This is a genomic window from Pseudomonas lyxosi (assembly GCF_047758685.1).
GTDB classification, from domain to species: Bacteria; Pseudomonadota; Gammaproteobacteria; order Pseudomonadales; family Pseudomonadaceae; genus Aquipseudomonas; species Aquipseudomonas lyxosi.
Map to the genome: position 1 here is coordinate 6,504,141 of NZ_CP180481.1, position 23,134 is coordinate 6,527,274.

General features: G+C 59.2%; 19 protein-coding genes. 8 read left to right on the forward strand and 11 right to left on the reverse strand.

Going from position 1 to position 23,134, the window contains the following annotated elements; genetic code table 11:
* Positions 1–121 precede the first annotated feature (121 nt).
* The 9 genes from ACMXYI_RS29865 to ACMXYI_RS29905 form a co-directional block, all read right to left on the reverse strand.
* On the reverse strand, positions 122–3,700 hold the full coding sequence (locus tag ACMXYI_RS29865) for a glycosyltransferase (RefSeq protein ID WP_415770668.1): 3,579 nt from the start codon (positions 3,698–3,700) through the stop codon (positions 122–124).
* Positions 3,701–3,824: 124 nt separating this feature from the next.
* A complete protein-coding gene (locus ACMXYI_RS29870; protein WP_415770670.1) occupies positions 3,825–5,414 on the reverse strand; it encodes a flagellar hook-associated protein 3 in 1,590 nt (529 codons plus the stop codon).
* Positions 5,415–5,427: 13 nt separating this feature from the next.
* Positions 5,428–7,494: a flagellar hook-associated protein FlgK gene (gene flgK, locus ACMXYI_RS29875; protein WP_415770672.1), complete on the reverse strand. Its 2,067-nt coding sequence runs from the start codon at positions 7,492–7,494 to the stop codon at positions 5,428–5,430.
* A gap of 23 nt (positions 7,495–7,517) precedes the next feature.
* Positions 7,518–8,819: a flagellar assembly peptidoglycan hydrolase FlgJ gene (gene flgJ / locus ACMXYI_RS29880; RefSeq protein WP_415770674.1), complete on the reverse strand. Its 1,302-nt coding sequence runs from the start codon at positions 8,817–8,819 to the stop codon at positions 7,518–7,520.
* An 11-nt stretch (positions 8,820–8,830) separates the two neighbouring features.
* Positions 8,831–9,919, reverse strand: coding sequence for a flagellar basal body P-ring protein FlgI (locus ACMXYI_RS29885; protein WP_046056003.1), 1,089 nt, complete (start codon positions 9,917–9,919; stop codon positions 8,831–8,833).
* A gap of 27 nt (positions 9,920–9,946) precedes the next feature.
* Entirely contained in the window at positions 9,947–10,642 is a 696-nt protein-coding gene (flgH, locus tag ACMXYI_RS29890; RefSeq protein WP_309677797.1) for a flagellar basal body L-ring protein FlgH, read from the reverse strand.
* Between the two features lie 52 nt (positions 10,643–10,694).
* Positions 10,695–11,480 carry a flagellar basal-body rod protein FlgG gene (gene flgG, locus ACMXYI_RS29895; protein ID WP_415770676.1) on the reverse strand — a complete coding sequence of 262 codons (786 nt, stop codon included), beginning with the start codon at positions 11,478–11,480 and terminating at the stop codon, positions 10,695–10,697.
* Between the two features lie 45 nt (positions 11,481–11,525).
* Complete coding sequence (locus ACMXYI_RS29900; protein WP_008146778.1) at positions 11,526–12,266, reverse strand: flagellar basal body rod protein FlgF; 741 nt, start codon at positions 12,264–12,266, stop codon at positions 11,526–11,528.
* Between the two features lie 366 nt (positions 12,267–12,632).
* Positions 12,633–14,198 (reverse strand): sigma-54-dependent transcriptional regulator, encoded by a 1,566-nt coding sequence (locus ACMXYI_RS29905; protein ID WP_282479852.1) that lies wholly within the window; start codon positions 14,196–14,198, stop codon positions 12,633–12,635.
* 280 nt (positions 14,199–14,478) lie between these two features.
* Between ACMXYI_RS29905 and phhA the strand changes: the two genes are divergently transcribed.
* The 6 genes from phhA (at position 14,479) to ACMXYI_RS29935 (ending at position 18,919) form a co-directional block, all read left to right on the forward strand.
* Entirely contained in the window at positions 14,479–15,264 is a 786-nt protein-coding gene (gene phhA / locus ACMXYI_RS29910; protein WP_415770678.1) for a phenylalanine 4-monooxygenase, read from the forward strand.
* Positions 15,265–15,367: 103 nt separating this feature from the next.
* Entirely contained in the window at positions 15,368–15,724 is a 357-nt protein-coding gene (locus tag ACMXYI_RS29915) for a 4a-hydroxytetrahydrobiopterin dehydratase (RefSeq protein WP_008030478.1), read from the forward strand.
* Positions 15,724–16,917, forward strand: a complete 1,194-nt coding sequence (locus ACMXYI_RS29920; RefSeq protein WP_415770680.1) for an amino acid aminotransferase — start codon at positions 15,724–15,726, stop codon at positions 16,915–16,917. The genes ACMXYI_RS29915 and ACMXYI_RS29920 overlap by 1 nt, the downstream gene beginning before the upstream one ends.
* Before the next feature lie 275 nt (positions 16,918–17,192).
* A complete protein-coding gene (locus ACMXYI_RS29925) occupies positions 17,193–17,324 on the forward strand; it encodes a hypothetical protein (protein WP_008156098.1) in 132 nt (43 codons plus the stop codon).
* Positions 17,325–17,401: 77 nt separating this feature from the next.
* On the forward strand, positions 17,402–17,599 hold the full coding sequence (locus tag ACMXYI_RS29930) for a hypothetical protein (protein WP_046046420.1): 198 nt from the start codon (positions 17,402–17,404) through the stop codon (positions 17,597–17,599).
* Positions 17,600–17,704: 105 nt separating this feature from the next.
* A complete protein-coding gene (locus ACMXYI_RS29935; RefSeq protein WP_415770682.1) occupies positions 17,705–18,919 on the forward strand; it encodes an MFS transporter in 1,215 nt (404 codons plus the stop codon).
* Here the strand turns inward: ACMXYI_RS29935 and arfB are convergent.
* Positions 18,916–19,329 carry an alternative ribosome rescue aminoacyl-tRNA hydrolase ArfB gene (gene arfB / locus ACMXYI_RS29940; protein ID WP_157714241.1) on the reverse strand — a complete coding sequence of 138 codons (414 nt, stop codon included), beginning with the start codon at positions 19,327–19,329 and terminating at the stop codon, positions 18,916–18,918. The two genes, ACMXYI_RS29935 and arfB, sit on opposite strands and share 4 nt — an antisense overlap.
* Positions 19,330–19,543: 214 nt before the next feature.
* Positions 19,544–20,959, reverse strand: a complete 1,416-nt coding sequence (locus ACMXYI_RS29945) for an amino acid permease (RefSeq protein ID WP_415770685.1) — start codon at positions 20,957–20,959, stop codon at positions 19,544–19,546.
* Positions 20,960–21,889: 930 nt separating this feature from the next.
* Here ACMXYI_RS29945 and ACMXYI_RS29950 point away from each other — a divergent pair.
* Together ACMXYI_RS29950 and ACMXYI_RS29955 are read left to right on the forward strand one after the other, a co-directional pair.
* Positions 21,890–22,027: a hypothetical protein gene (locus ACMXYI_RS29950; RefSeq protein ID WP_010461921.1), complete on the forward strand. Its 138-nt coding sequence runs from the start codon at positions 21,890–21,892 to the stop codon at positions 22,025–22,027.
* A 69-nt stretch (positions 22,028–22,096) separates the two neighbouring features.
* Positions 22,097–23,062 (forward strand): leucyl aminopeptidase, encoded by a 966-nt coding sequence (locus tag ACMXYI_RS29955; protein WP_415770687.1) that lies wholly within the window; start codon positions 22,097–22,099, stop codon positions 23,060–23,062.
* The last annotated feature ends 72 nt before the right edge of the window (positions 23,063–23,134 follow it).

Here is a 23,134-nt window from a genome sequence, read left to right on the forward strand (position 1 = left end):
AGACGAAAGAACCAGGTATTGAAGGCCTGATGCTGTTCACTTGGCTGGCGGTTCGAGGGTTGGGGTACATATCCGTTTCTGCGGTAACGGATATGCCCCCCAATCGCTAAAAAAAACCGAATCAGTTCGGCAACCAACCCTCAGCCCAATAATTCAGGTTATTACCACGCAGCATATAGTCGCGCAGCACTTCCTCACGCAGCGCGTCGCCCATGCGATAACTCGCGTCCGGGTCAGCCAGGTGCATACGGATTGCCTCAAGCCATTCTTCGGTACTGTTGCTCACCACCTTGGTACACGGCAGGTAACCCCGATAAGCCTCGGTGTCCGTACAGATCACCGGATAACCGCACGCGCCATATTCCAGAAGGCGCAAGTTGCTCTTGCAGTCGTTGAAGATGTGAAACTCCAACGGCGCCAAAGCCAGATCAAGGTTCAGGCTCGCCAGCTTGGCGGGGTAAGCCTGCAGGCCAACGGCGGGATGGAATTCATGTACGAAAGGCTTGAGTGCCGGTGGGCACATACCGAAGAACACCCATTCCACTTCATCCGCCAGCAGGCGAATGACATCGGCAATGATCGCCAGATCCCCATCATGACTGGTCCCCCCCCCCCAACCTACCCTCGGCTTGCGCGACGTACGTCGCAGGCTGCTCAGACCGGTCCACAGATGCGGAGCGAGCATGTTCGGCACCACGCGAATATCGTCATGCATGCCTTTGAGAGCATCGGCCAGCGGCTGGGTCGACACCACCACCCGGTCACACAGCCCGATCGCACGCCGCACGATCTGCTCAACGCCAACGATGGCCTTGCGTACGTGAGCATTTTTCTTCGGCACATCGATGACATAGTCATCAAGCTCGAAGATCCGGAAGGCCCGGGAGCTGTTTCTGACCCGCTCCACTTCATTCACCGCGCCCTCACTGTAGCGCCCTTGCAGGATGATGACGTCGGGCGACTGGCGCTCCAGCTCAATGTCCGAGGGCGTATGGTAAGAAAGGTTGCCGAGCACTTGCCCCGCAGCCTCCAGCTCGAGAAATGGCTGAGTGACACGGTAATGCCCTACTGCGGTCTCATTGATCGGAATCGCCAGAACCCGTGGCAGCATGTGACGGGCGAACGGATTCCAATCGTTCTTGAAACCAGGTTCAAGACTGAAATTATTGGTGTTGAGGCTCAGGTTGACGTTGTACGCCGGATCTCTTGCGATGATCGGCAGCCAGCGCTGATAAAACAGCTTGTGCTCAGCCACCAGCGTTGACACCACCGACCCGCTCTCCGTCTCGGCAGCCACGTGGACCGATTCGGCATACGGCGTCCAGACCACCAGATACCCCTTCTGTCTGACACGCAGGCAGAAATCCGGGCCGTTGAGCCTGTGCGAAAAGGCCTGCTCGTCAAACCCCTGAAGATCATCGAACACCTGCTTGCGGATCAGCAGGCATTCGGTGCTCACCGCGCTCAGGTTCTGCACCGCTTGCTGGCGCTGCATGTAACCCGGGGTGGTCACCACTTCCCCGCGCCAAGGCACGCCGACAGGGCCGCGCATCCCCAGTACCAGCGCCGAACCTTCGATACGCCCCTGCGGGCTGACCATCCGACCGCCCACCACTCCCACTTCCGGGCGCAAGCCGTGATTCAGCAGTTCGCCAAGCCAGTCTCGGTTGACGATCAGGCTGTCCGGGCTGAGCAACAGCACATATTCGCCGCGAGCCTGAGTCATCGCGAAGTTCTGCGCCGCTGCCGGGTTGTCGGGGTAATCGCAATGCAATACGCGCAGTTTTTCACCGCCCATTTGCGACATCGCGGCCAGCCAGTCCTGCGCTTCGATCGAGGTGCTGGCATTGTCGACGATCAATAATTCGTAGTGCGCATACGCCGTGTGCTCCAGCACACTCTCGATGCAGCGCTGAAGCGGGCCGAGCCGATTACGGGCCACCACAACAATGGACACCAGCGGTTGAAAGCCATGGTGGTAGTCAATTCGATTGATCAGCGGCACGTTGCCCTGCCGGACGTCGTGTGCCGCACCGATACGGTCAAGGTGCGCGGTCACTACACGGGAGTTTTGCTCGATCACTTGCGGCAATGCGAGCCACTGAGACATGCCGAACGAGGACTCGACCAACACTTGGGCGACATGCTCCACGACATGCGGGCCATGGCTTTCGACGAGGCGCCAGAGCAGATCATGAGGACTGAGCTCGGTGAAATCCGGGTTGAATCCACCGGTGTCCACAAAGCGCTCACGCCGAATGGCCAGTGTCCGCCCGATGTAGGGATAACTGCGCAACAGGTCAAGATTGAAATCCGATTTTAAGATCGGCTCGACCGACAACTCGTTGCGCAGACCACCTTCATCGCTGTAAATGCACATCGCGCCGGCACTCTCGACCATGCGCTCAGCCAAAAGCAGCAAGGCCAGTTCAGTCAGGCGATCACCCGCCCGCAGGAGATAGAACCAATCCGCACCGTCCATTTGCATCAGAAGGACGTTGAGCTGCTCAAGTCCGTCGCCTTGCAAGACCACACGAATCACGTTACCTGCAAGGGCACCGGTACGATCTTCACCGGAGAGCACCAACACTGTTTCGGCGGCATAAACCTGCCGATCGATGCTGTCCAGCGTGACGCCCAGCGCGGCATCGTCGGCATCAGCATCAATCACCACCGGCACAATGCGCGGTCGGGATGGCCACGAGGCAAGGCGCGTGGGCAACAGGCGCTGCTGGGCCGGGTTCAAGGTGCGACAGGCCAGCCATTGCTGGTACACATCAGCGAAGCTGTCACAGTTTTCACCCACCCGCGAACGGATCAAAGTCGCGGTAAAGCCCAGAGAACGACTCAGCGCCATTTCCTCCCAGGCATACGGCTCACCGAGGGCGGCACTGGCCAGATCGATGTAGCGAACATGCCCCGGCGCTGGCGCCGGCTCGCCGCTGCGCACCGCCAGCATTTGGGTCAGCCAGCCAAGTTCGACCGCCACGGCCTGGTCGACCTCCGGTTGATTGCTCAGGCGCGCCGGGTGCAAGCGTTCAAAGCTGAGCACCTGCGCTATTACCGCCAGATTGCCGCGACGCAACAGGCAGACAAACAAGGCGAAATCGAGACGGGCGACAAACCCTTCGCCGACCTGGGTCAATGCGGGCAGATACTCCAGCACCTGATGAGTACGCATCAGCGCACCACTCAAATTGCTGAGGAAGTTCAGGGCCGTGCTTTCCAGCACATCCAGCAGGTCTTCACCCTTGAACAGGGTATCCCCCGAGGCAAAGCTGGAGTTCTCCAGACGCTCGGGCAGCAGCAGGTAGTCGCCGTCGCAATACTGACGCTGGGCAATCACCAGGTTCACGTCGTCATGATCGATGAAACCCTGCACCTGACGGGTAATGCTCTCAGGCAGCAACTGATCATCATCACAGAGAAACTTGAGATACTCCCCGGTTGCCTGCTCGGCGCAGGCCAACAGATTCCCCTTGAACCCCAGGCGTTGTTCATTGCGCACATAACGCAATGTCACGGTTTGAGGCACCGTGCAGGCCTGGACCAGCTCATGGATTTTGTCGCTGTCGCTGTCGTCACACACGATCACTTCAAGCGACGCATAGGTCTGATTCAGAGCACTTTGCAGCGCTGCCTGAAAGTACAGCGGGTTGTAGGCGGGAATGGCGATGCTGACAAGAGGAGTTGGTTTCACGACAGGGGAACTCGCGAGCGGCGGGCGCCCACTCCGGAACGAGTGGAGCAGCCCTGAACCGCTGAAAAAAGACGGTTTGCACTCGGTGCCTCAACCTTCGCGCCAACAGCGCGAAGGCCTCGACTCAGACTTTGTTGAACAGCCCCAACTGAGCGATTTTGCTGAATGCCAGTTGCGAGGCCTGCAGCATGGTTTGCTGCAAGGTCAGGCGGGTCATCACCGTGGCCGGGTCCGAATCACGGATCGCCCCCTGGGTCTGCGTGTTGGCTAGCGTCAGGCTCTGGTTGATCTCGGTCTGAGTCGTCAGCGACGAACCGCGACCACCCACGGAGCTGATGCTGGAGGTCAACTGGTCAATGCCACTGGCCAGGTTGCCGATGCCCGAACCAATGGCTGCGTTGAGTTTTTGAATGGCCAGCGGATCGTTGTTGGTCGGCGTCGACAGCGCGGTTTTCAGCTGGCTGACGGTGTCCAGAATGTTCTGCGTCTGGTGAGTGTTGACCGTGACAGAGAACTGGTCACCGGCAAGCATCGACGGCGCAGGCACGCCGCTCAGCGTGAAGGCGACACCCGATGCGGTGGCGACGTTGCCCGCCAGAACGCCGCTGGAAACCGGCTTGCTGTTCGCGGTCAGAGGCGCCGCATACAAGTCGAAAGCCGTGGGACTGGTGAACTTGAGAATCGCCCCGCCTTCCGGAAAGCTGGCGTGGTAGGCGGCACTGTTGGTGATGCTCGTATTGGTGACTACTTCGGTAGACAGGTTGCCTGGACTGCGCGACGCATTGAAGCTGTCCGGCTTGGCCGCCAGGGTGAAACTGTAGGCGTTGCCAAACACGGTCGCCGGGATGTCACCAGGCTTCATGTTGATGTTCAACTTCAGATCAACGCCACGGAAACTGATCGTCTGGGTAGCCGCCCCGCCGGTAGAGTTGAACACGCCGTTCTCGCTGACTTCGGACGTGACGTCGGTACCCGACGAGTCTCTGATTTCCAGCTGTGTGGGGCTGAGGAAATTCACGGTGTAAGGCTCGCCACTGCGGAATTTGGCGTTGTAGGTCACGTCGGAACCTACCTGACCATTGGAAAGCACCACGCGACCGCCATCGACGAGCGCCGAGGGCGAAGTCATTGTGGTCTGCGTGCGACTGGTGTTGATGGCTTGCTGGAACACAGCCCAACCGGTGCTGTTGGTGGCCATCGACTGGGTATCACCAATCGGCAGGTCCAGCGTGACCTGATCACCGTTATAGCTGTAGGTGCCGTCGGTATTGCGCGAGAACGGAACGGTATCGCCTTTGGAACCGGCGAAAATGTATTTGCCGTTTTCGTCCTTGGTGTTCATCAGGCTCAACAGCTGCTCTTCGATCTGGCTGAGCTCCGAAGCATTGGCCTGACGGTCGGAATCGGTATAACCGGCGTTGCCGGCACCCAGGGCCAGTTCCTTGGCGCGTTGCAGCACGTTGCCGATACTGGTCATGACTGCTTCAGTCTGGCCAAGCGTGGCTTTGATCGTTGTCATGTTGTTCGAGAACTGATCGAGCATCGAAGCCTGCTGGCCTAATTGCAGCAGGCGCGAGGCGCCGACCGGATCATCAGCGGCGGTGTTGACGCGAACCAGGCTGCTCGCCTCTTCGCTGCTCTTGACCACGTTGGCGAAGTTCTTCTGATAGCTCGCAGCCGAGGACTCGTAAAACTGGGCGGTAGAAATGCGCATGGGCTACGACTCCTTAAATGCTGTTGATCAGTGTGCTGAAGATTTCCTGCGCAGCCTTGATGATCTGCGAAGAGGCGGTGTAGTACTGCTGATACTTGACCAGGTTGCCGGTTTCCTCATCGAGGTCGACACCCGAAAGCGAGTCGCGCGCACCTTTGGCGTTCGCCAGGATGGCTTCGGTCGCGGCGCTGTCGAGCTTGCCCTGGGCGGCCTTGGAGCCAACGCCTTCGACCAGTTTGCCGTAAGCGTCGTTCAGGGAAATACCTTTGCTGGCGGAGCCGGTGTCCACGGTCTGCGCGGTCTGCAAGCCGGCCAGCGTGGTGCCGTTACGGTTGTCCAGGCTGCCCGGCTGACTGAGCGAGACGTTAATTGCCGCGCCATTGCTCGGGGCACCGGCGAAGGTCATGCTGAAGGTCGCGGTGTACTGAGTGGCAGGCGCAGGCGGGATCGGCGCACCCGTGGCATCCTTGAGCGGAATGCTCAGGTTCAGGGTGTTGCTCTCACCTGGCTTGATGGTGCCGCTGCTGATCAACCCGCCCTTGGCATCCAGGAACTGGTAGGTCTGGCTGGTGCCGTCGGCGGACACCGCACCAAATACCACCTTGGTCGGCGTGGAGTTTTTCAGGCCGTTCTGCATCGCGGTGGCGGTCGCCGCATCGTAGATATCGAACTTGGTGGTCAGGGTCGGTTGACCGCTGGCCGGGATCGTCAGGGTGCCGCTGCCACTGCCGCTCGCTGCAATTGCCGCGCCCAACGGTGCCGCGATGGCCAGACGCTTGGAGTCGGTCATCTCGGTCTTGATGTTGGCGGCCGCATTGCGGGTCGGGGTGATCTTGAAGGTATCGCCTGCAGCCGCGGTGCCACCGGCAAGATTCAAGGAGAAACCGTCGATCACCGGCGCTGGCGTGGTCAGTGTGCTGAAGCTGCCCATAGACGAATTGTCTGGCAGGCGCTGCACGGTGTAGTCGGTGGCGCTGGTGAACGTCACCTTGTAATCGTTGATGGTCAGCTTGCCAGTGTCTTCGATGCTGACATCGAAGTTGCCCGAGCCTGCGCTGTTACTGCCCGAAGCGATGCTGCGCTGAGCCATCTGCGCGGCACTGTTGATGCTGTTGAACAGGTTCGAACCGAAGTCACCGTTCTTGTCGATGCCCTGGGCCTGGATGCTGTTCATCTGATCAGCGACGACCAGCGCCACGCGACCCAGTTCGTTCATGGCCGGGTCGAGCACGGTGCTGCGATAGCGCAGCAAACCGCCGATTTCGCCACCGGTCATGATCGACGTGATATCGATGGTGCTCGAACCACGATTGAGTTGCAGCGCCAAACGGTTCGGGTCGTCTTTGCCCGGCACGACTTCGAGTTTGTTGACGGTGTTGCCCATGACCAGCGGCTGGCCGCTACCCAAGTAGATATCGACGTTGCCTTCGCGTTCGACGATTTGCGCGCCGGTAAAGGTCGAGAGCTGGCGTACGGTCTCGTTACGGGCGTCGAGCAGCTCGTTCGGCATGCCGCCGGAGCTGGAAATCTCGCTAATCTTCTGGTTCAACTGCGCCACGGTGGCGGCCAGTTTGTTGACCTGATCGGCCATGTTCGTCAGGTTGCCATTGATGTTCGCGTTCTGCGCGTTCAACTGGCTGGACACCGAATTGAAACGGTTGCTCAAGGCCTGGGCATCGCTGAGCAGCAACTGGCGTGAAGCGTCGTCACCCGGCTTGGCGTTGACGTTCTGTACCGAGGCGAAGAATTTGGTCAGTGCGCCATTGAGGCCGGTGCTGCTGTCCGACAGCAGTTTGTCCAGCGGCGTGACTTGGCCCAGGTACGCGGCCGAATCGCTGTTGAGCGACGTGGTGGTCTGCAGTTGGGCATCAAGGTAGCTGTTGTACACCCGACGTACATCGGCCAGGGTCGTACCGGTACCGATGTAGACATTGCCGAACTGCTGCGAGGCTTTAGTACCCTGCACGGTCTGCTGACGCGAGTAACCCGCGGTATCGACGTTGGCGATGTTGTTACCCGTCGTCATCAACGACGATTGGCTGGCTGACAGCCCCGACATCCCGATGTTGAGCAAACTCATGGTTCAGACCTTATAGCTTATGCCTATAGAGGCGTGGTGGTAGCGCCCGCCGCAGCGTAGTTCTGGTAACTCGTCATCTGCTTGGCTATCTGCGAAATCTTGCTTGCGTAGTCCGGGTCGGTTGCGTAACCGGCCTTTTGCAACTCGCGTACAAACTGTTCTGGGTTATCGGCCGACTTCACAACATCTTGATAGCGATTGTTGGTTTGCAGCAGCGTCACAAGGTCATGGAAGCTGTCCTTGTAAGAGTCATAGGAACGGAACTGAGCCGTCTCCTTGACCATCTCGCCATTCCTGAATTCGCTGGTGATTGCCCGCGCCGATTCGCCCTTCCAACTGCTGCTGGCCTTGATGCCAAACAGGTTGTGGCTGCTGCTGCCATCCTGGGCACGCATGACCGATTTGCCCCAACCGGTTTCCAGGGCGGCCTGCGCCACCAGGTAACGCGGATCGACACCAATGCGTTCGGCGGCTTCTTTGGCCATCGGCAGCATGGTGTTGACGAATTCGTCGGCGGAACTGAACGCTTTCTTCGCCGGTGCCAGCGGTATTTGCGCCATGGCACGACCATAAACCTGCAGGCGCCCGGTGGATGTCGCATCCGTTTGCGAAGCCAGCCAATCGCCGTTGTACAGGGGGCCGGCACCGGTCTTGGTGCTCTGCGGCATTTGGATGTTGTTCTGCGCCGTCGTGGCGGTCGCGGCAGCGGTCGATGCCGACGGCACCAGCCCTGCGAGCAAGCGATCGGCCAGTTTCGGTGGCAGCGCCAGACGTCGCTGATTGATCAGCGCCATATCATTGCGATGAGTGCCCTCGCCCGCACTGGCTGGCGACCTCACTGAGCGCGAAGCCCACAACGGACGCTCGCCATTGAGACGCGACAGCGGCCCGTTGGTGGCGACCGTGCCAGCGCCAATCGGTGTTTCTACGGCGGCTTTCGCGGCAGCTTGCTTGGCGGCTGACGCGGCAGCAGCCTCGCCCGGGGCCAGCGGTTTGTTCTTCGACATCTGACGCATCAGCACGTCAGCCAGACCAATACCGCCACCCTCACGGGACATGGAAACGGCCAACTGCTGGTCGTACATTTCCTGGTATTGCTTGGCTGCCGGCGTGTTGAGCGGATTGTCCTGGCCCAGCGCGTCGGTGGCCGAGCGCATGGACTTGAGCATTTCACCGAGGAACAGCGACTCGAATTCCTGCGCAACCTTGCGCATGTTCCCGTCACTGTCCTTGTCGCCGACCTTGAGCTGGTTCAAGCGATTCAGGTCCGAATAGGAACCCGAATCGTTGCTGCTGACCCCCAATCCGCCCTTGCGCATATCCATGGTCGCCGTCCTCAGATCACGATCAGGTCGGCTTGCAACGCGCCGGCCTGTTTCAGTGCTTCGAGGATCGCCATCAAGTCACCCGGCGCCGCGCCGACCTGGTTCACCGCACGCACGATTTCGTCGAGGGTGGTACCCGGACCGAACTTGAACATCGGCTTGGCTTCCTGCTGGGCGTTGACCCGCGAGCGCGGCACGACCGCCGTCTGCCCATTGGACAGAGGGCCGGGCTGGCTGACGATCGGGTCTTCGGTGATGGTCACGGTCAGGCTGCCGTGGGTCACGGCGGCCGGGGAAACCTTGACGTTCTGGCCGATCACGATGGTGCCGGTCCGCGAGTTGATGATGACTTTCGCCACCGCCTGACCCGGGTCGACTTCAAGGTTCTCGATGATCGACAAGTAGTCGACGCGCTGGCTCGGATCGAGTGGCGCACTGACGCGAATCGAACCGCCGTCGATGGCCTGGGCAACGCCAGGGCCGAGCATATTGTTGATCTTGTCGACGATGCGCTTGGCCGTGGTGAAGTCCGAACGATTGAGGTTCAGCGTCAGGCTGTTGCCCTGGTTGAAGCCGCTCGGCACCGAACGCTCAACCGACGCACCGCCCGGGATACGACCGGCCGACGGAACGTTGACAGTGATCTTCGAACCGTCACGACCTTCGGCATCAAAACCGCCGACCACCAGGTTGCCTTGAGCGACCGCATAAACGTTGCCGTCGATACCCTTCAGCGGCGTCAGCAGCAAAGTGCCGCCGCGCAGGCTCTTGGAGTTACCGATGGACGATACGGTGATGTCGACCTGCTGACCCGGCTTGGCGAACGCCGGCAAATCAGCACTGATCGACACCGCCGCGACGTTCTTCAACTGCACGTTGCCCGAACCCGGCGGAACCTTGATGCCGAATTGCGAGAGCATGTTGTTGAAGGTCTGCAGGGTGAACGGGGTTTGCGTCGTCTGGTCGCCGGTGCCGTTAAGCCCGACCACCAGGCCGTAGCCGATCAATTGGTTGGAACGCACGCCGGAAATACTGGCGATATCCTTCAGCCGCTCGGCTTGCGCGTTGAACGCTGCGGACAGCATCAGGGCGGCCACCATGAGGTGTTTAAGATTCAACGTAGCCACCTAGAAAGGGAACAGCGGGCTGAGGAAGAAACGGTCGAACCAGCCTGGCTGACTCGCATCGGCAAACGCACCGGTGCCCGAATAGGTGATGCGCGCATCGGCGACACGGGTCGACGAAACGGTGTTGTCGGTGGCGATGTCATCGGCGCGAACGAGCCCGGCAATCCGCACCAGCTCATCACCGGTGTTGAGGGTCAGCCACTTCTCGCCACGCACGGCGATGATGCCGTTGGGCAACACATCAGCGACGGTCACGGTGATCGAACCGGTCAGGCTGTTGCTCTGGCCGGACTTGCTGTCGCCCTTGGTTGCGCGGTCACCTTCGTAACCGACATCCAGACTCAGGCTACCGCTGCCCACTGGATCACTGGTGCTCAGGCCGCCACCGAAAAACGAGCTCAGGCCGATGTCGGTCTTGCTGTTCTTGGCCATTTGCGAGTTGGCGTTCTTGCTGGCCTGGGTGCGTTCGTTCAGGGTGATGGTGATGATGTCACCGACCCGGAACGCCTTGCGGTCGCTGTACAGGTTCTGTTCGAAACCGGCCTGGTAGATCGAGCCGTTATTGGCGGCAGCCGGTAGTGGCGTGCGCGGCAACACCGGGGCGTAGTAAGGGTCATTGGGCTTGGGCGGCGGGGCAACGCAGCCCGCGAGCACGACGGCCCCACTCAGTGCCAGAACAGATACAAAGCGATTCATGACCCTACCTCACGGTGTTGCAGGCGACCTCATGGTCGCCTCATAGACTTGATTACAGATTCTGCGTTACGAACGAGAGCATCTGGTCGGCGGTGGAGATCACCTTGGAGTTCATCTCGTAAGCGCGCTGAGTGGTGATCATGTTGACCATCTCTTCAACGGTGCTGACGTTCGAAGTTTCCAGGGTGTTCTGCAGCGTGGTGCCGAAACCGGCCAGGCCCGGGGTACCGACTTGCGGCGCGCCGCTGGCAGCGGTTTCCAGGAACAGGTTGTTGCCCACAGCCTGCAGACCGGCCGGATTGATGAAGTCGGCGGTTTGCAGGTTGCCGATCACCTGGGATGCCGCGTTGCCGGCAACGGTGACGGACACGGTGCCGTCGCGACCGACCGTGAAGGTCTGGGCATCGTTCGGGATGACAATGGCCGGTTCCAGAGCGAAGCCGCTGGAGTTCACGATCTGACCGTTGGAGTCCAGGTGGAACGTACCGTCACGGGTGTAGGAAGTCGTGCCGTCCGGCTGCAGAATCTGGAAGAAACCGCGACCGTCGATGGCCATGTCCAACGGCTGCTCGGTGGTTTGCAGGCTGCCGGCGGTGAAGTTTTTCTGGGTGCCGACGATGCGCACACCGGTACCCACCTGCAGACCCGACGGCAGTTCACTGTCCTGGGTCGACTGGGCGCCTGGCTGGCGTTTGATCTGATAGAGCAAGTCCTGGAACTCGGCGCGGTCACGTTTGAAACCCGTGGTCGACACGTTGGCCAGGTTGTTGGAAATGGTCGTCAGGTTGGTGTCCTGGGCGGACAGACCTGTTTTGGCAACCCATAGAGCCGGAAGCATTCGATTCTCCTCGTGCGCCTGTTTTACGGCGCGACGTTCTGATAATTAGCTGATCTGCAAGACCCGAGCCATGGCCTGGTCATCGTCTTTGGCGGTGTTCATCATCTTGATGTGCAGCTCGAACTGCTTGGCCAGGGCCAGCACCGAGGTCATCTCTTCCACGGCGTTGACGTTGCTCGACTCAAGGAAACCGGACACCAGTTTGACGTTGGCATCGGCTTGCGCCGGCTTGCCGTCCTTGGTGTGGATCGAACCGTCCAAGCCTTTGGTCATGTTCTTGAAGTCAGGATTAACCAGTTTGATGCGGTCGACTTCCGCCATCACGCGCGGACCTTCGCCCATCGCACGAATGCTGATGGTGCCGTCTTCGCCTACTTCGATTTGCTGCTCGGGCGGCACGGCAATCGGCCCGCCATTGCCCATCACCGGCATACCGTTGCCGGCCCGCAGCACGCCCAAGGCGTCGACGTTCAGGCTACCGGTGCGCACGTAACTTTCGCCGCCGTCAGGGTTCTGCACGGCGATCCAGCCATTGCCTTGCACCGCGACATCGAGGTCGCGACCGGTTTCCACCAATGCGCCAGGGGAGAAATCGGTGGCCGGACGTTCGGACAGGGCAAACGCACGCGCCGGAAAGCTGTCACCGAACACCGGCATCGAACGAGCCTGCTCCAGGTCTTTCTGGAAACCGTTGGTGGAGATGTTCGCCAGGTTGTTCGCATGAGCCTTCTGCGCCAGTGCATTCTGGCTGGCGCCGGTCATTGCCACATAAAGGTACTTGTCCACACTCTTTCCTCTGCATGCCGGACGTTTGCCGCCCACTGCTGTACTGCTGAGCGATAAGCAATTTGCAGACCAACTTTTTTCTGGCGGCGCAGGGCCCGGCAAACAAAGGGCTTGAGGGATTTAGAGGGGATTGGAGGATTGTGTCGAAGACGAAAAACCGGCGGTGTTATGCCGCTTACGGCAAGTGTCGACCTCTTGGGCTCAACACCGACCTCGTAGCAGCTGTCGAGCCCGCGAGGCTGCGTTCGGCTGCGCAGCAGTCGTAAAACCATCCACCGCGGTGTATCAGTAAAACCTTGTATGCAGGGTTTGCGACGGCTTCGCCGCCGAACGCAGCCTCGCGGGCTCGACAGCTGCTACAGGGGCCTATGCGCTGCCGGGTTCTTTGCCGACTTCGTACTCACGCAGTTTGTTGGCAATGGTCGTATGCGAAACCCCCAACCGCTTGCCCAATTGCCGACTGCTCGGGTGCTCGGAGTACAAGCGCTCAAGCACCGCTTTCTCGAAGCGCCCGACAATCTCGTCCAACCCGCCCTCGAGCGAGAAATCGCCAAGTGGCTGACGCACGCCGTAGTCCGGCAGGCGAATATGTTCGGCCTTGACGGTCCCGCCCTCGCACAAGGAAACCGCCTGGAACAACACGTTTTCCAGTTGCCGGACATTGCCCGGCCAGTGGTAATGACTGAGCCGCTCCATCGCCGCTGGCGCCAGTTTCGGCAGCGGGCAACCGATCTGCCGACTGGCCTGATCGAGGAAGTGTTCCACCAGCGGCGTAAGTCCATCGAGGCATTCGCGCAGTGGCGGGATGTGCAGCGAAAGCACGTTCAAGCGGTGATACAAATCCTGGCGAAACTCGCCGCGTGCACACAACTCGGACAGGTCGACCTGCGTCGCGCAGATCACCCGCACATCTAGATAAACCTCTTCATCACTGCCCACACGACGGAAGCAACCGTCCTGCAGGAAACGCAGCAATTTCACCTGCAAGCGTGGGCTCATTTCCCCGACGCCATCGAGGAACAGCGTACCGCCCGCCGTCAGTTCCAGCAGCCCGAGTTTGCCTTCGGCCCGCGCCCCTTCGAAAGCGCCGGGGCCGTAGCCGAACAGCTCCGTCTCAGCCATGGATTCCGGCAGGCCGGCGCAGTTGAGCGCCATCAATGGTGACTGCCCCCGCGGACTCGCCAGGTGGCAGGCGCGCGCCAACAACTCTTTACCCGTACCGGTTTCACCTTCTATTAATAGCGGCGCATCCAGCGGCGCCATGCGTCGGGCTTCGCGCACCACCGCGGCCATCACCTTCGAGCTTTGGAAAATGCTGTCGAAGCCGCGCAACTCCTGCTTGCGCACGTTATAGATGCGCTCCCCTACCCGATCCGCGCGGTGCAGTGTCAGCACCGCGCCAGCCATGGCTTCGCTGTCGTCATGCTCCGATTGCAGCGGCGCGATGTCGGCGAGAAACACGTCACCCTTCACCTTGACCCGCAAGCCGTTGATCCGCGACTTGTTGGCGCGCACCAGTTCCGGCAAGTCGAAATCCTCGGCGTAACGCGACAGCGGAATCCCCGGCACCTCATCCACCCGCACGCCGAGCAATTGCGCCGCCGCGCGATTGGCGGCAACGATAGAGCCGCCCATGTCGATCGACAGCACCGGAAACTCCAGGGCACCGAGCAACGCATTGAGTTCCATGTGCCGACGTTCGCTGGGCATCAGCCCTACACGCTTGACGCCAAAAACCCCGGCAATCGACTCGAACTTGGGACGCAACGCCTGGAACTGAATGTTGATCAGGTTCGGGCAATGCAGGTAGATCGCGTTGCCATGCTCACCGCCAACCTCGCCGCGAGCGACGTTAATCCCGTACTCGACCAGCAAGTTGAGAATGTCGCGCAGGATACCGATGCGGTTCTGGCAGTGGACTTTGATACGCATATAAAGGCCCGAAACAGGAGAGATCGAGGGCCTGAGCAAGGATTTTTCTGCACAGGCGCCAACTTGGTCGTCAAGATTATGTGACACCTGCACTCCATTTCAAACCCGTAAATCCCAATCCCTGCGCCATAGCGGTCGATCCGTAACGAATACTTTACAAAAATCGACGATTTTTCCTACGCGCAGCGCAACTCGCGTGCTGCAACACCGCATTTCTTGAGGTATTTCTAGGTCCATAGCAGGACATAACAAGAACGAAATCCCCTAGCAGGAGAGCAGCATGAAGCAGACGCAATACGTGGCTCGCGAGCCCGATGCGCAAGGTTTTATCGACTACCCCGCCGAAGAACATGCGGTGTGGAACACGCTGATCACTCGCCAACTGAAAGTGATCGAAGGTCGTGCGTGCCAGGAATACCTGGACGGTATCGAAAAACTCGGTCTGCCCCACAACCGCATTCCGCAACTCGGTGAGATCAACAAGGTCCTCGGTGAAACCACCGGGTGGCAAGTTGCCCGAGTCCCCGCACTGATCCCCTTCCAGACCTTTTTCGAATTGCTCGCCAACAAGCAGTTCCCGGTAGCGACGTTTATTCGTACCCGCGAAGAACTGGATTACCTGCAAGAGCCGGACATTTTCCACGAGATTTTTGGCCACTGCCCGCTGCTGACCAACCCTTGGTTCGCCGAATTCACCCACACCTACGGCAAACTTGGTCTGCAAGCGACCAAGGAAGAACGCGTGTACCTGGCGCGCCTGTATTGGATGACCATCGAGTTCGGTCTGGTCGATACAGCTGAAGGTATGCGCATCTACGGCGGCGGCATTCTTTCTTCTCCAAAAGAAACCGTTTACTGCCTGTCGAACGAACCTGAGCATCAGGCGTTCGATCCGCTGGAATGCATGCGCACGCCGTACCGCATCGACATCCTGCAACCGCTGTACTTTGTCCTGCCGAACCTCAAGCGCCTTTTCGACCTCGCCCACGAAGACATCATGGGCATGGTCAAGCAAGGCATGCAGTTGGGCTTGCACACACCAAAATTTCCGCCAAAGGCTGCGTGATCCGCAGCTTTTAGAATCAAGTGAGCCTGTCAGGAACCACCGCTTTGGTTTAGCGTGGTGAATTGACGGCCGAATTCCAATAATTCGATTTCAGGAACCCATCATGTCCACATTGAACCAAGCCCACTGCGAAGCCTGCCGCGCCGATGCCCCTCAGGTCAGCGACGAAGAACTGCCGGTACTGATCAAGCAGATTCCTGACTGGAACATCGAAGTACGCGACAGCGTGATGCAGCTGGAAAAAGTTTTCCTGTTCAAGAACTTCAAACACGCACTGGCGTTCACCAACGCCGTCGGTGAAATCTCCGAGGCCGAAGGTCACCACCCAGGCCTGCTGACCGAGTGGGGCAAAGTGACCGTGACCTGGTGGAGCCACTCCATCAAGGGCCTGCATCGCAACGATTTCATCATGGCCGCGCGCACTGACGAAGTGGCCAAGGACGCCGAGGGCCGCAAATAATGCATTTCGACGCCATCGGACGAGTACCCGGCGACCCGATTCTCGGCCTGATGGAGGCCTATGCGCAGGACCCCAACCCGCGCAAATTCGACCTCGGCGTGGGCGTCTATAAAGACGCCCAGGGCCTGACACCGATTCCCCAGTCCGTGAAGCTCGCCGAGCAGCGTCTGGTGGATCGTCAGACCACCAAGACCTACATCGGTGGCCACGGTGAACCGGCGTTCGGCAAGGCCATCGTTGAATTGGTGCTCGGCGCCGACTCCGCGTTGATCGCCGAGCAACGGACCGGCGCGACGCAAACACCGGGCGGCACCGGCGCGTTGCGCTTGAGTGCCGACTTCATCGCCCAGTGCCTGCCGGGGCGTGGCGTGTGGCTGAGCAACCCGACCTGGCCGATCCACGAAACCATCTTCGCGGCGGCCGGGGTCAAGGTCAGTCATTACCCGTACGTCGGCAGCGATAACCGACTCGACGTCGAAGCGATGCTCGCGGTTCTCAACGAAGCGCCGAAGGGCGATGTGGTGCTTCTGCACGCCTGCTGCCACAACCCGACCGGGTTCGATCTGTCCCATGACGATTGGCGCCGGGTGCTGGACGTGGTGCGCAGTCGCGATTTGGTGCCGCTGATCGACTTCGCCTACCAAGGCTTCGGCGATGGTCTGGAACAGGATGCCTGGTCGACCCGGTTGTTCGCTGCCGCGTTGCCGGAAGTGCTGATCACCAGTTCCTGCTCGAAGAACTTCGGCCTGTACCGCGACCGCACCGGCGCGCTGATTGTCTGCGCGAAAACCGCTGACAAGCTGGTGGATATCCGCAGCCAACTGGCCAATATCGCCCGCAATCTGTGGTCGACACCGCCGGATCACGGCGCGGCTGTGGTAGCGACCATCCTTGGTGATCCAGAGCTGAAAAGCCTCTGGGTCGACGAAGTGGAAGCCATGCGTTTGCGTATCGCCCAACTGCGCAGCGGTTTGGTTGAAGCGCTTGAACCTCATGGTTTGCGCGAGCGCTTTGCGCACATCGGCGTGCAGCGCGGGATGTTTTCCTACACCGGTTTGACGCCGGACCAGGTCAAACAGCTGCGAGATCATCACAGCGTTTATATGGTGGGCACTGGCCGGGCGAACGTCGCCGGAATCGATGCCACACGCCTTGATTTGCTGGCCGAAGCCATCGCCGAAGTCTGCAAATAACCATCAAGCACCGCAAGTCCCCTGTGGGAGCGAGCTTGCTCGCGATAGCGATTCTTCAGCCACATTGATGTTGGATGTGCCACCGCTATCGCGAGCAAGCTCGCTCCCACATTTGTTTTGTGTCGCTCCCTCTTGTAGACCTGTCTAGACAACCCCATCCGTCGCAACAATTAGATATAAAAGTCTATTTGTCATTTCTTCTGCTGTATCCTCCCCAAGCTTTTTAAAAGCGCGGATCTACCAGATCTATCAACAGACTTTGCGAGGAGCGCGATATGCACGAGATCCCTAATCTCCCCTTCCCAAGCCTGCACGAAACTGAGCAGACGCCCACGCAACAAGCCGGTGCCCAACAGCCCGAGCCAAAAGAAGCCACTGAACGCCGCAAGGCCGACAGCGAAGACTGATTCACCTGCAATGCCAGACCGTGTGGAAAGCGCTAACATGCGCTTTCCACACCGCCTGAACCCTTGAGTTACCCACCATGACCGACGACTTCACTCCTCCTTTTGATGAAGAGCTGCAGGCCAGCGTCTTGATCGGCACCACCGAGAAGATGATCGATATCTGGAATCGCCTGTCCCCCGAGAAACGCGCCGCGCTGCTCGCCCGTTTCGGCAGCGAAGAAAACGCCCTGGCCGCCCTGGTCACCACGCACCTGGTCGCTCCTGCCAAACCCTGATTCATCCCCGCCCGGCAAATAGTTTTACTTTTTCCACGACCCGCAGCCGCTTGCGCCGCTATCATAAGCAGCCTATCTATCCTGCTTCCCCGTGGATCTTTACCCATGTCTGAAAACCAGCGCCCCCTGGCGGTCACGCTGCAAGTCGTTTCCATCGTCCTGTTCACCTTCATCGGCTATCTGAATATTGGCATTCCCCTGGCCGTGTTGCCGGGCTACGTCCACAGCGATTTGGGCTTCGGCGCCGTAATCGCCGGCCTGGTGATCAGCGTACAATACCTGGCCACCCTGCTCAGCCGTCCGTATGCCGGGAAAATCATCGACAACAAGGGCAGCAAACTCGCCGTGATGTACGGCCTCGCCGGCTGCGGGTTGAGCGGAGTTTTCATGCTGATTTCGGCCTGGACCCAGAGCCTGCCGACCTTGAGCCTGATCAGCCTGTTGATCGGCCGCCTGGTGCTCGGCAGCGCGGAAAGCCTGGTGGGCTCCGGTTCGATCGGCTGGGGCATCGGACGGGTCGGCGCGGCGAACACTGCCAAAGTCATTTCCTGGAACGGTATCGCCAGCTATGGCGCCATCGCCATCGGCGCACCGCTGGGCGTGCTGCTGGTCAATAAGCTGGGCTTGTGGAGCATGGGCGTGAGCATTGTACTTCTGGCCGTGCTGGGCCTGGCGCTCGCCTGGCCGAAGACCGCCGCGCCGATTGTGGTCGGCGTGCGTTTGCCGTTCATGCATGTGCTGGGGCGCGTGCTGCCACATGGTTGCGGTCTGGCGCTGGGCTCCATCGGTTTCGGCACTATCGCGACTTTCATCACGTTGTATTACGCCACGCAGCATTGGGACAACGCGGTGCTGTGCCTGAGTTTGTTCGGTGCCAGTTTCATCGGTGCGCGGCTACTGTTCGGCAACCTGATCAACCGCCTCGGCGGCTTTCGCGTGGCGATTGCCTGCCTGTCGGTGGAAACCCTCGGCTTGCTGCTGCTATGGCTGGCGCCGGACGCTCATTGGGCTCTGGCCGGTGCGGCACTGAGCGGGTTCGGTTTCTCGCTGGTGTTTCCGGCACTGGGCGTGGAAGCGGTCAACCTGGTGCCGGCCTCAAGTCGTGGCGCGGCAGTCGGGGCTTATTCGCTGTTCATCGATTTGTCGCTGGGGATTACCGGGCCGCTGGCGGGTGCGATTGCGGCAGGTTTTGGTTTTGCCTCGATTTTCCTGTTCGCCGCGATTGCCGCGTTGAGCGGTTTGGCACTGAGCGTTTACCTGTACCGGCAAGCGCCAAAGCACCTCAATGAAAAGTACCGGGAAGAACGAACAGCGCGCTAAAAGTCGACCTTGCCGCGCCCGGCCTTGATGCTGCCGCGTTTGGTCTTGGATTCGAGCCGACGCTTCTTCGAACCGAGGGTCGGTTTGGTCGGACGACGCTTCTTTTCGACCTTGATGGCACTGAGGATCAACTCGGTCAGCCGTTCCAGCGCATCCGCGCGATTGGCTTCCTGCGTGCGGTATTGCTGGGCCTTGATGATCAACACCCCTTCGCTGGTGATGCGACTGTCACGTAGCGCCAGCAACCGTTCCTTGTAGAACTCGGGCAAGGACGAGGCCGGAATGTCGAAGCGCAGGTGCACGGCGCTGGAGACCTTGTTGACGTTCTGCCCACCGGCGCCCTGGGCACGGATGGCGGTCAATTCGATCTCGGCATCCGGCAGATGCACATTGTTGGAAATCACCAGCATGGAAAAGCGTCCGTATTCAGAACGCGCAGGATACCGCGAATAGACTGAAGGAATGCGGCCCCTGTGGGAGCGTGGCTTGCCCGCGATTCAGGCACCGCGGTTCATCAGGCATACCGCGTTATCGTTCATCGCGGGCAAGCCGCGCTCCCACAGGTTTTGCATCGCGCACAAAAAACCCGGCAGTGGCCGGGTTTGTTGTTTCTGCATGCTGCGCTTACTTCGCGTTTGCCGCGTGCAACACATGCCGGTCACGACGCTTGTTCTTGATGCCGTAGCAAACCCACATGAACGCGACCCACACCGGAATCGCATACACCGAGATCTGAATCCCCGGAATCAGCAGCATCACGCCCAGAATGAACACCACGAACGCCAGGCAAACATAGTTGCCGTACGGGTACCACAGGGCCTTGAACAGCGGCGTCTGCTTGGTTTTGTTCATGTGCTGGCGGAACTTGAAGTGCGAGAAGCTGATCATCGCCCAGTTGATCACCAGGGTGGCAACCACCAGCGACATCAACAGTTCCAGCGCGTTTTGCGGGATCAGGTAGTTCAGCAATACGGCAATCAACGTCACCGCCGCCGAAGCAAGGATCGAACGCACCGGCACGCCGCGCTTGTCGATCTTCGACAAGGCTTTCGGCGCATCGCCCTGCTCGGCCATGCCCAGCAGCATGCGGCTGTTGCAGTAGGTGCCGCTGTTGTACACCGACAATGCCGCGGTCAACACCACGAAGTTGAGGATGTGCGCAGCGGTGTCACTGCCAAGCATCGAGAACACTTGCACGAACGGGCTGCCGCTGTAGGAATCACCCGACGCGTTCAGGGTCGCCAGCAGGCTGTCCCATGGCGTCAGCGAAAGCAGGATAACCAGCGCACCGATGTAGAAAATCAGGATCCGGTAGATCACCTGGTTGATGGCTTTCGGGATCACGGTTTTCGGCTTGTCGGCTTCAGCTGCGGTGAAACCGAGCATTTCCAGGCCGCCGAAGGAGAACATGATGATCGCCATGGCCATCACCAGGCCGCTGACACCATTAGGGAAGAAGCCACCGTGGGCCCACAGGTTGGTCACCGACGCTTGCGGGCCGCCGTCGCCGCTGACCAGCAGGTAGCTACCCAACGCAATCATGCCGACGATGGCCACCACCTTGATGATCGCGAACCAGAACTCGGCCTCACCAAAGACTTTGACGTTCGCCAGGTTGATCAAGTTGATCAAGACGAAGAAGCCGGCTGCCGAGACCCAGGTCGGGATGTGTGGCGCCCAGTAGTGGATGTATTTGCCGACCGCGGTCAGCTCCGACATGCCCACCAGAATGTACAGAATCCAGCAGTTCCAGCCCGACAGGAAGCCGGCGAAACCGCCCCAGTATTTATGGGCGAAGTGGCTGAAGGAACCGGCCACTGGCTCTTCGACGATCATTTCGCCGAGCTGGCGCATGATCATGAAAGCAATGAAGCCGCAGATGGCGTAGCCGAGGATCATCGACGGGCCGGCGGATTTCAGGACGCCGGCCGAGCCGAGGAACAGCCCGGTACCGATCGCGCCGCCAAGGGCGATCAGTTGAATATGGCGATTTTTCAGGCCGCGTTTCAGCTCGCCTGAATGCGAGTTTTGTCCACTCATGAAAAGGGTCTCACGCAAGGTTTGATGATGTTCGTTAGACGTTGCTGCTCGGTTGCGATTTCAAGCAGCGCCGATCAAACCCCAGCGAAGGCAAAAGGAGTTCAGCGTTTTTACAACGGTCATGCGTCACCTGTTTGTTTTTATCTGTGACGAAATCGAACCCGACACGCTTGTGGCGCGGCGGAGTGAACAAGGCGGATAGCCTTGAGGTTTGCGCAGATGCGCAGGAGGTCACAGTTAAAACGCGGCGCATTGTACACCTGTAACCCCCTGCTGCCAGACACCACTGGATCAGCGTGTCATTTGCCGGGATTGCCTGTGTCCGCCTCGAGGGTCTCGGGCGGCTGCAAAAATAGAGTCAGACCTTTGCGGGTCATCGACGGGGACGGCGGAAAAATCGCCCCACGGGGAGAGATGGAGATGAATCACGGCGTACATTGCGCCTCCTTCTTGTTATGCACCTGCACGACAGGCATGGGGCGCATCTCACCCTTCAACCGCGCCTGAAACAAGCGGGCCAGAGCCTTACGGAGGAGCGAATTGGCTGTTGGGCGGAAGGTTTTCCTTACATCCCTTCCGCAAGCGTCAAACCAAGGGCTTTGAGGCTCTATTTCGTCAGCATTTCTTTACATGCCGTAACGTAAATTTGCCGAATCAGATCTGACTGTAGGCTGACTGCAAATTGACGGTAGGACGTTTCCTAAGGAAAAGGTCGAGTTAGTTTTTTGTTTTTTATTAACAAATTGTTTAATAAAAAACAGAATAAAAAGTTCAAATAAATCTTATTTGATTATTTTTTTGCAATTTAAAAACCTGTGAACTAGGTTTTCAGCGACTTGCCGAGCCGCATCAATCAGCAAGTTGGCGGGTTGTTCAATGACTGAAAACGCGCCGCAGCACTTACCGAAAAAGTCATCTAGGAGATTCACAATGCAAGCACTTGAAAAAGACTTGGAAACTGAACTGCAACTGGACGATTGGTTTGAAGCACCGACCCATGAAGCCGCCGTTGAAATGATGCAAGCCGATGCGGTTGTTCCGTTCGGCACGGCGATGTGGCCTCTGTAAGACATCCCGGCAGGCACGATCCGGCCGGTTGTGCCTGCCACTTTTTCTCGGTTTGTCAGGGAGGACTACATGGATAAGCAACGCGCCATTTCGCATTTCCTTTACTACCTCGAACATCACCCTGCCCTTGCCGGCATCAACCCGGCGAAGGTCTTGCTCGGTCACACGGCTGATTACCAGGCACTGACGGGCGCCATCGCCGAACAGGTCGGTGACAGCCCACGGTTCAGTTTCAGCGCGATGCGGCTGGATCTGGAACCCACGGAATTGCTGGCCCAGGCGATTGCCGACAGCGATCTGTACATTTTCTTCTACGACTCTTCCACCCTGCCCAACCCACGCCCCGACGGCCCGGAATTTGTCCGCGCGCTGCAAGGCGTCATGGCCCAGAACTGGAAGAAGTCGTTGCTGTTCAAGGATTACGGCGATTACTTCTACGACACGTTCAGTGTCACCCCGCAGCGCATTGCCGGGTTGAACAGCCACTTGATCCAGCGCATGTCCCATGCCACCACGTTAAGTTTCAAAGATGATCACGGCTCGTGGTTCGAAACACCGTTGAGCAGTATCAAGAAGTGGACCGACATCAACGGTGTCGGCAACTTCGATCTGGCGCCTGGTGAAATAGCCACGCACAGCGAGGCGATTAACGGCCGGGTCAAGTTCATGGGGACTTTTCTCAGCACGATTCCTTTTGCCCGCAAATACGGGGTGCTGGAGTCGCCGCTAGAGTTGTGGATCGAAAACTCGACCATCAGCAAAATCGCCACCGAGGTGCCGGGGCTGGAACATGACTTCAACAAGTACCTGGAGGCCAATCCATCCAACAGACGGATTGAGGAGTTGGGGATCGGCACCAACGAAGGCGTTAAAGCGTTGTATGCGCGCAATGCAGGGTTTGAGGAGCGCCATTGCGGGCTGCATCTCGGGTTGGGCGGTGGCGCGAAGGGTAGCCATCATCTGGACCTGATCTTCTCCAGCGGCGTGTTGGCGCTGGATGATGAGCCGGTGTTTGATGGACGGTTTGTCTTTTAACCAAGATGATCGTTCCCACGCTCTGCGTGGGAATGCAGCCCGGGACGCTCTGCGTCCCATTGGAACGCGGAG

What these genes read in the sequence shown, in the direction of transcription:
- ACMXYI_RS29870 (WP_415770670.1), bottom strand. Translation starts at nt 5,414, where the DNA reads ATGCGCATTTCTACCGCCCAGTTTTACGAGTCCTCGGCTGCGAGCTAT.
- flgK (WP_415770672.1), bottom strand. Translation starts at nt 7,494, where the DNA reads ATGAGTTTGCTCAACATCGGGATGTCGGGGCTGTCAGCCAGCCAATCG.
- flgJ (WP_415770674.1), bottom strand. Translation starts at nt 8,819, where the DNA reads ATGGATATGCGCAAGGGCGGATTGGGGGTCAGCAGCAACGATTCGGGT.
- ACMXYI_RS29885 (WP_046056003.1), bottom strand. Translation starts at nt 9,919, where the DNA reads ATGGTGGCCGCCCTGATGCTGTCCGCAGCGTTCAACGCGCAAGCCGAG.
- flgH (WP_309677797.1), bottom strand. Translation starts at nt 10,642, where the DNA reads ATGAATCGCTTTGTATCTGTTCTGGCACTGAGTGGGGCCGTCGTGCTC.
- flgG (WP_415770676.1), bottom strand. Translation starts at nt 11,480, where the DNA reads ATGCTTCCGGCTCTATGGGTTGCCAAAACAGGTCTGTCCGCCCAGGAC.
- ACMXYI_RS29905 (WP_282479852.1), bottom strand. Translation starts at nt 14,198, where the DNA reads ATGCGTATCAAAGTCCACTGCCAGAACCGCATCGGTATCCTGCGCGAC.
- phhA (WP_415770678.1), top strand. Translation starts at nt 14,479, where the DNA reads ATGAAGCAGACGCAATACGTGGCTCGCGAGCCCGATGCGCAAGGTTTT.
- ACMXYI_RS29915 (WP_008030478.1), top strand. Translation starts at nt 15,368, where the DNA reads ATGTCCACATTGAACCAAGCCCACTGCGAAGCCTGCCGCGCCGATGCC.
- ACMXYI_RS29920 (WP_415770680.1), top strand. Translation starts at nt 15,724, where the DNA reads ATGCATTTCGACGCCATCGGACGAGTACCCGGCGACCCGATTCTCGGC.
- ACMXYI_RS29925 (WP_008156098.1), top strand. Translation starts at nt 17,193, where the DNA reads ATGCACGAGATCCCTAATCTCCCCTTCCCAAGCCTGCACGAAACTGAG.
- ACMXYI_RS29930 (WP_046046420.1), top strand. Translation starts at nt 17,402, where the DNA reads ATGACCGACGACTTCACTCCTCCTTTTGATGAAGAGCTGCAGGCCAGC.
- ACMXYI_RS29935 (WP_415770682.1), top strand. Translation starts at nt 17,705, where the DNA reads ATGTCTGAAAACCAGCGCCCCCTGGCGGTCACGCTGCAAGTCGTTTCC.
- arfB (WP_157714241.1), bottom strand. Translation starts at nt 19,329, where the DNA reads ATGCTGGTGATTTCCAACAATGTGCATCTGCCGGATGCCGAGATCGAA.
- ACMXYI_RS29945 (WP_415770685.1), bottom strand. Translation starts at nt 20,959, where the DNA reads ATGAGTGGACAAAACTCGCATTCAGGCGAGCTGAAACGCGGCCTGAAA.
- ACMXYI_RS29950 (WP_010461921.1), top strand. Translation starts at nt 21,890, where the DNA reads ATGCAAGCACTTGAAAAAGACTTGGAAACTGAACTGCAACTGGACGAT.
- ACMXYI_RS29955 (WP_415770687.1), top strand. Translation starts at nt 22,097, where the DNA reads ATGGATAAGCAACGCGCCATTTCGCATTTCCTTTACTACCTCGAACAT.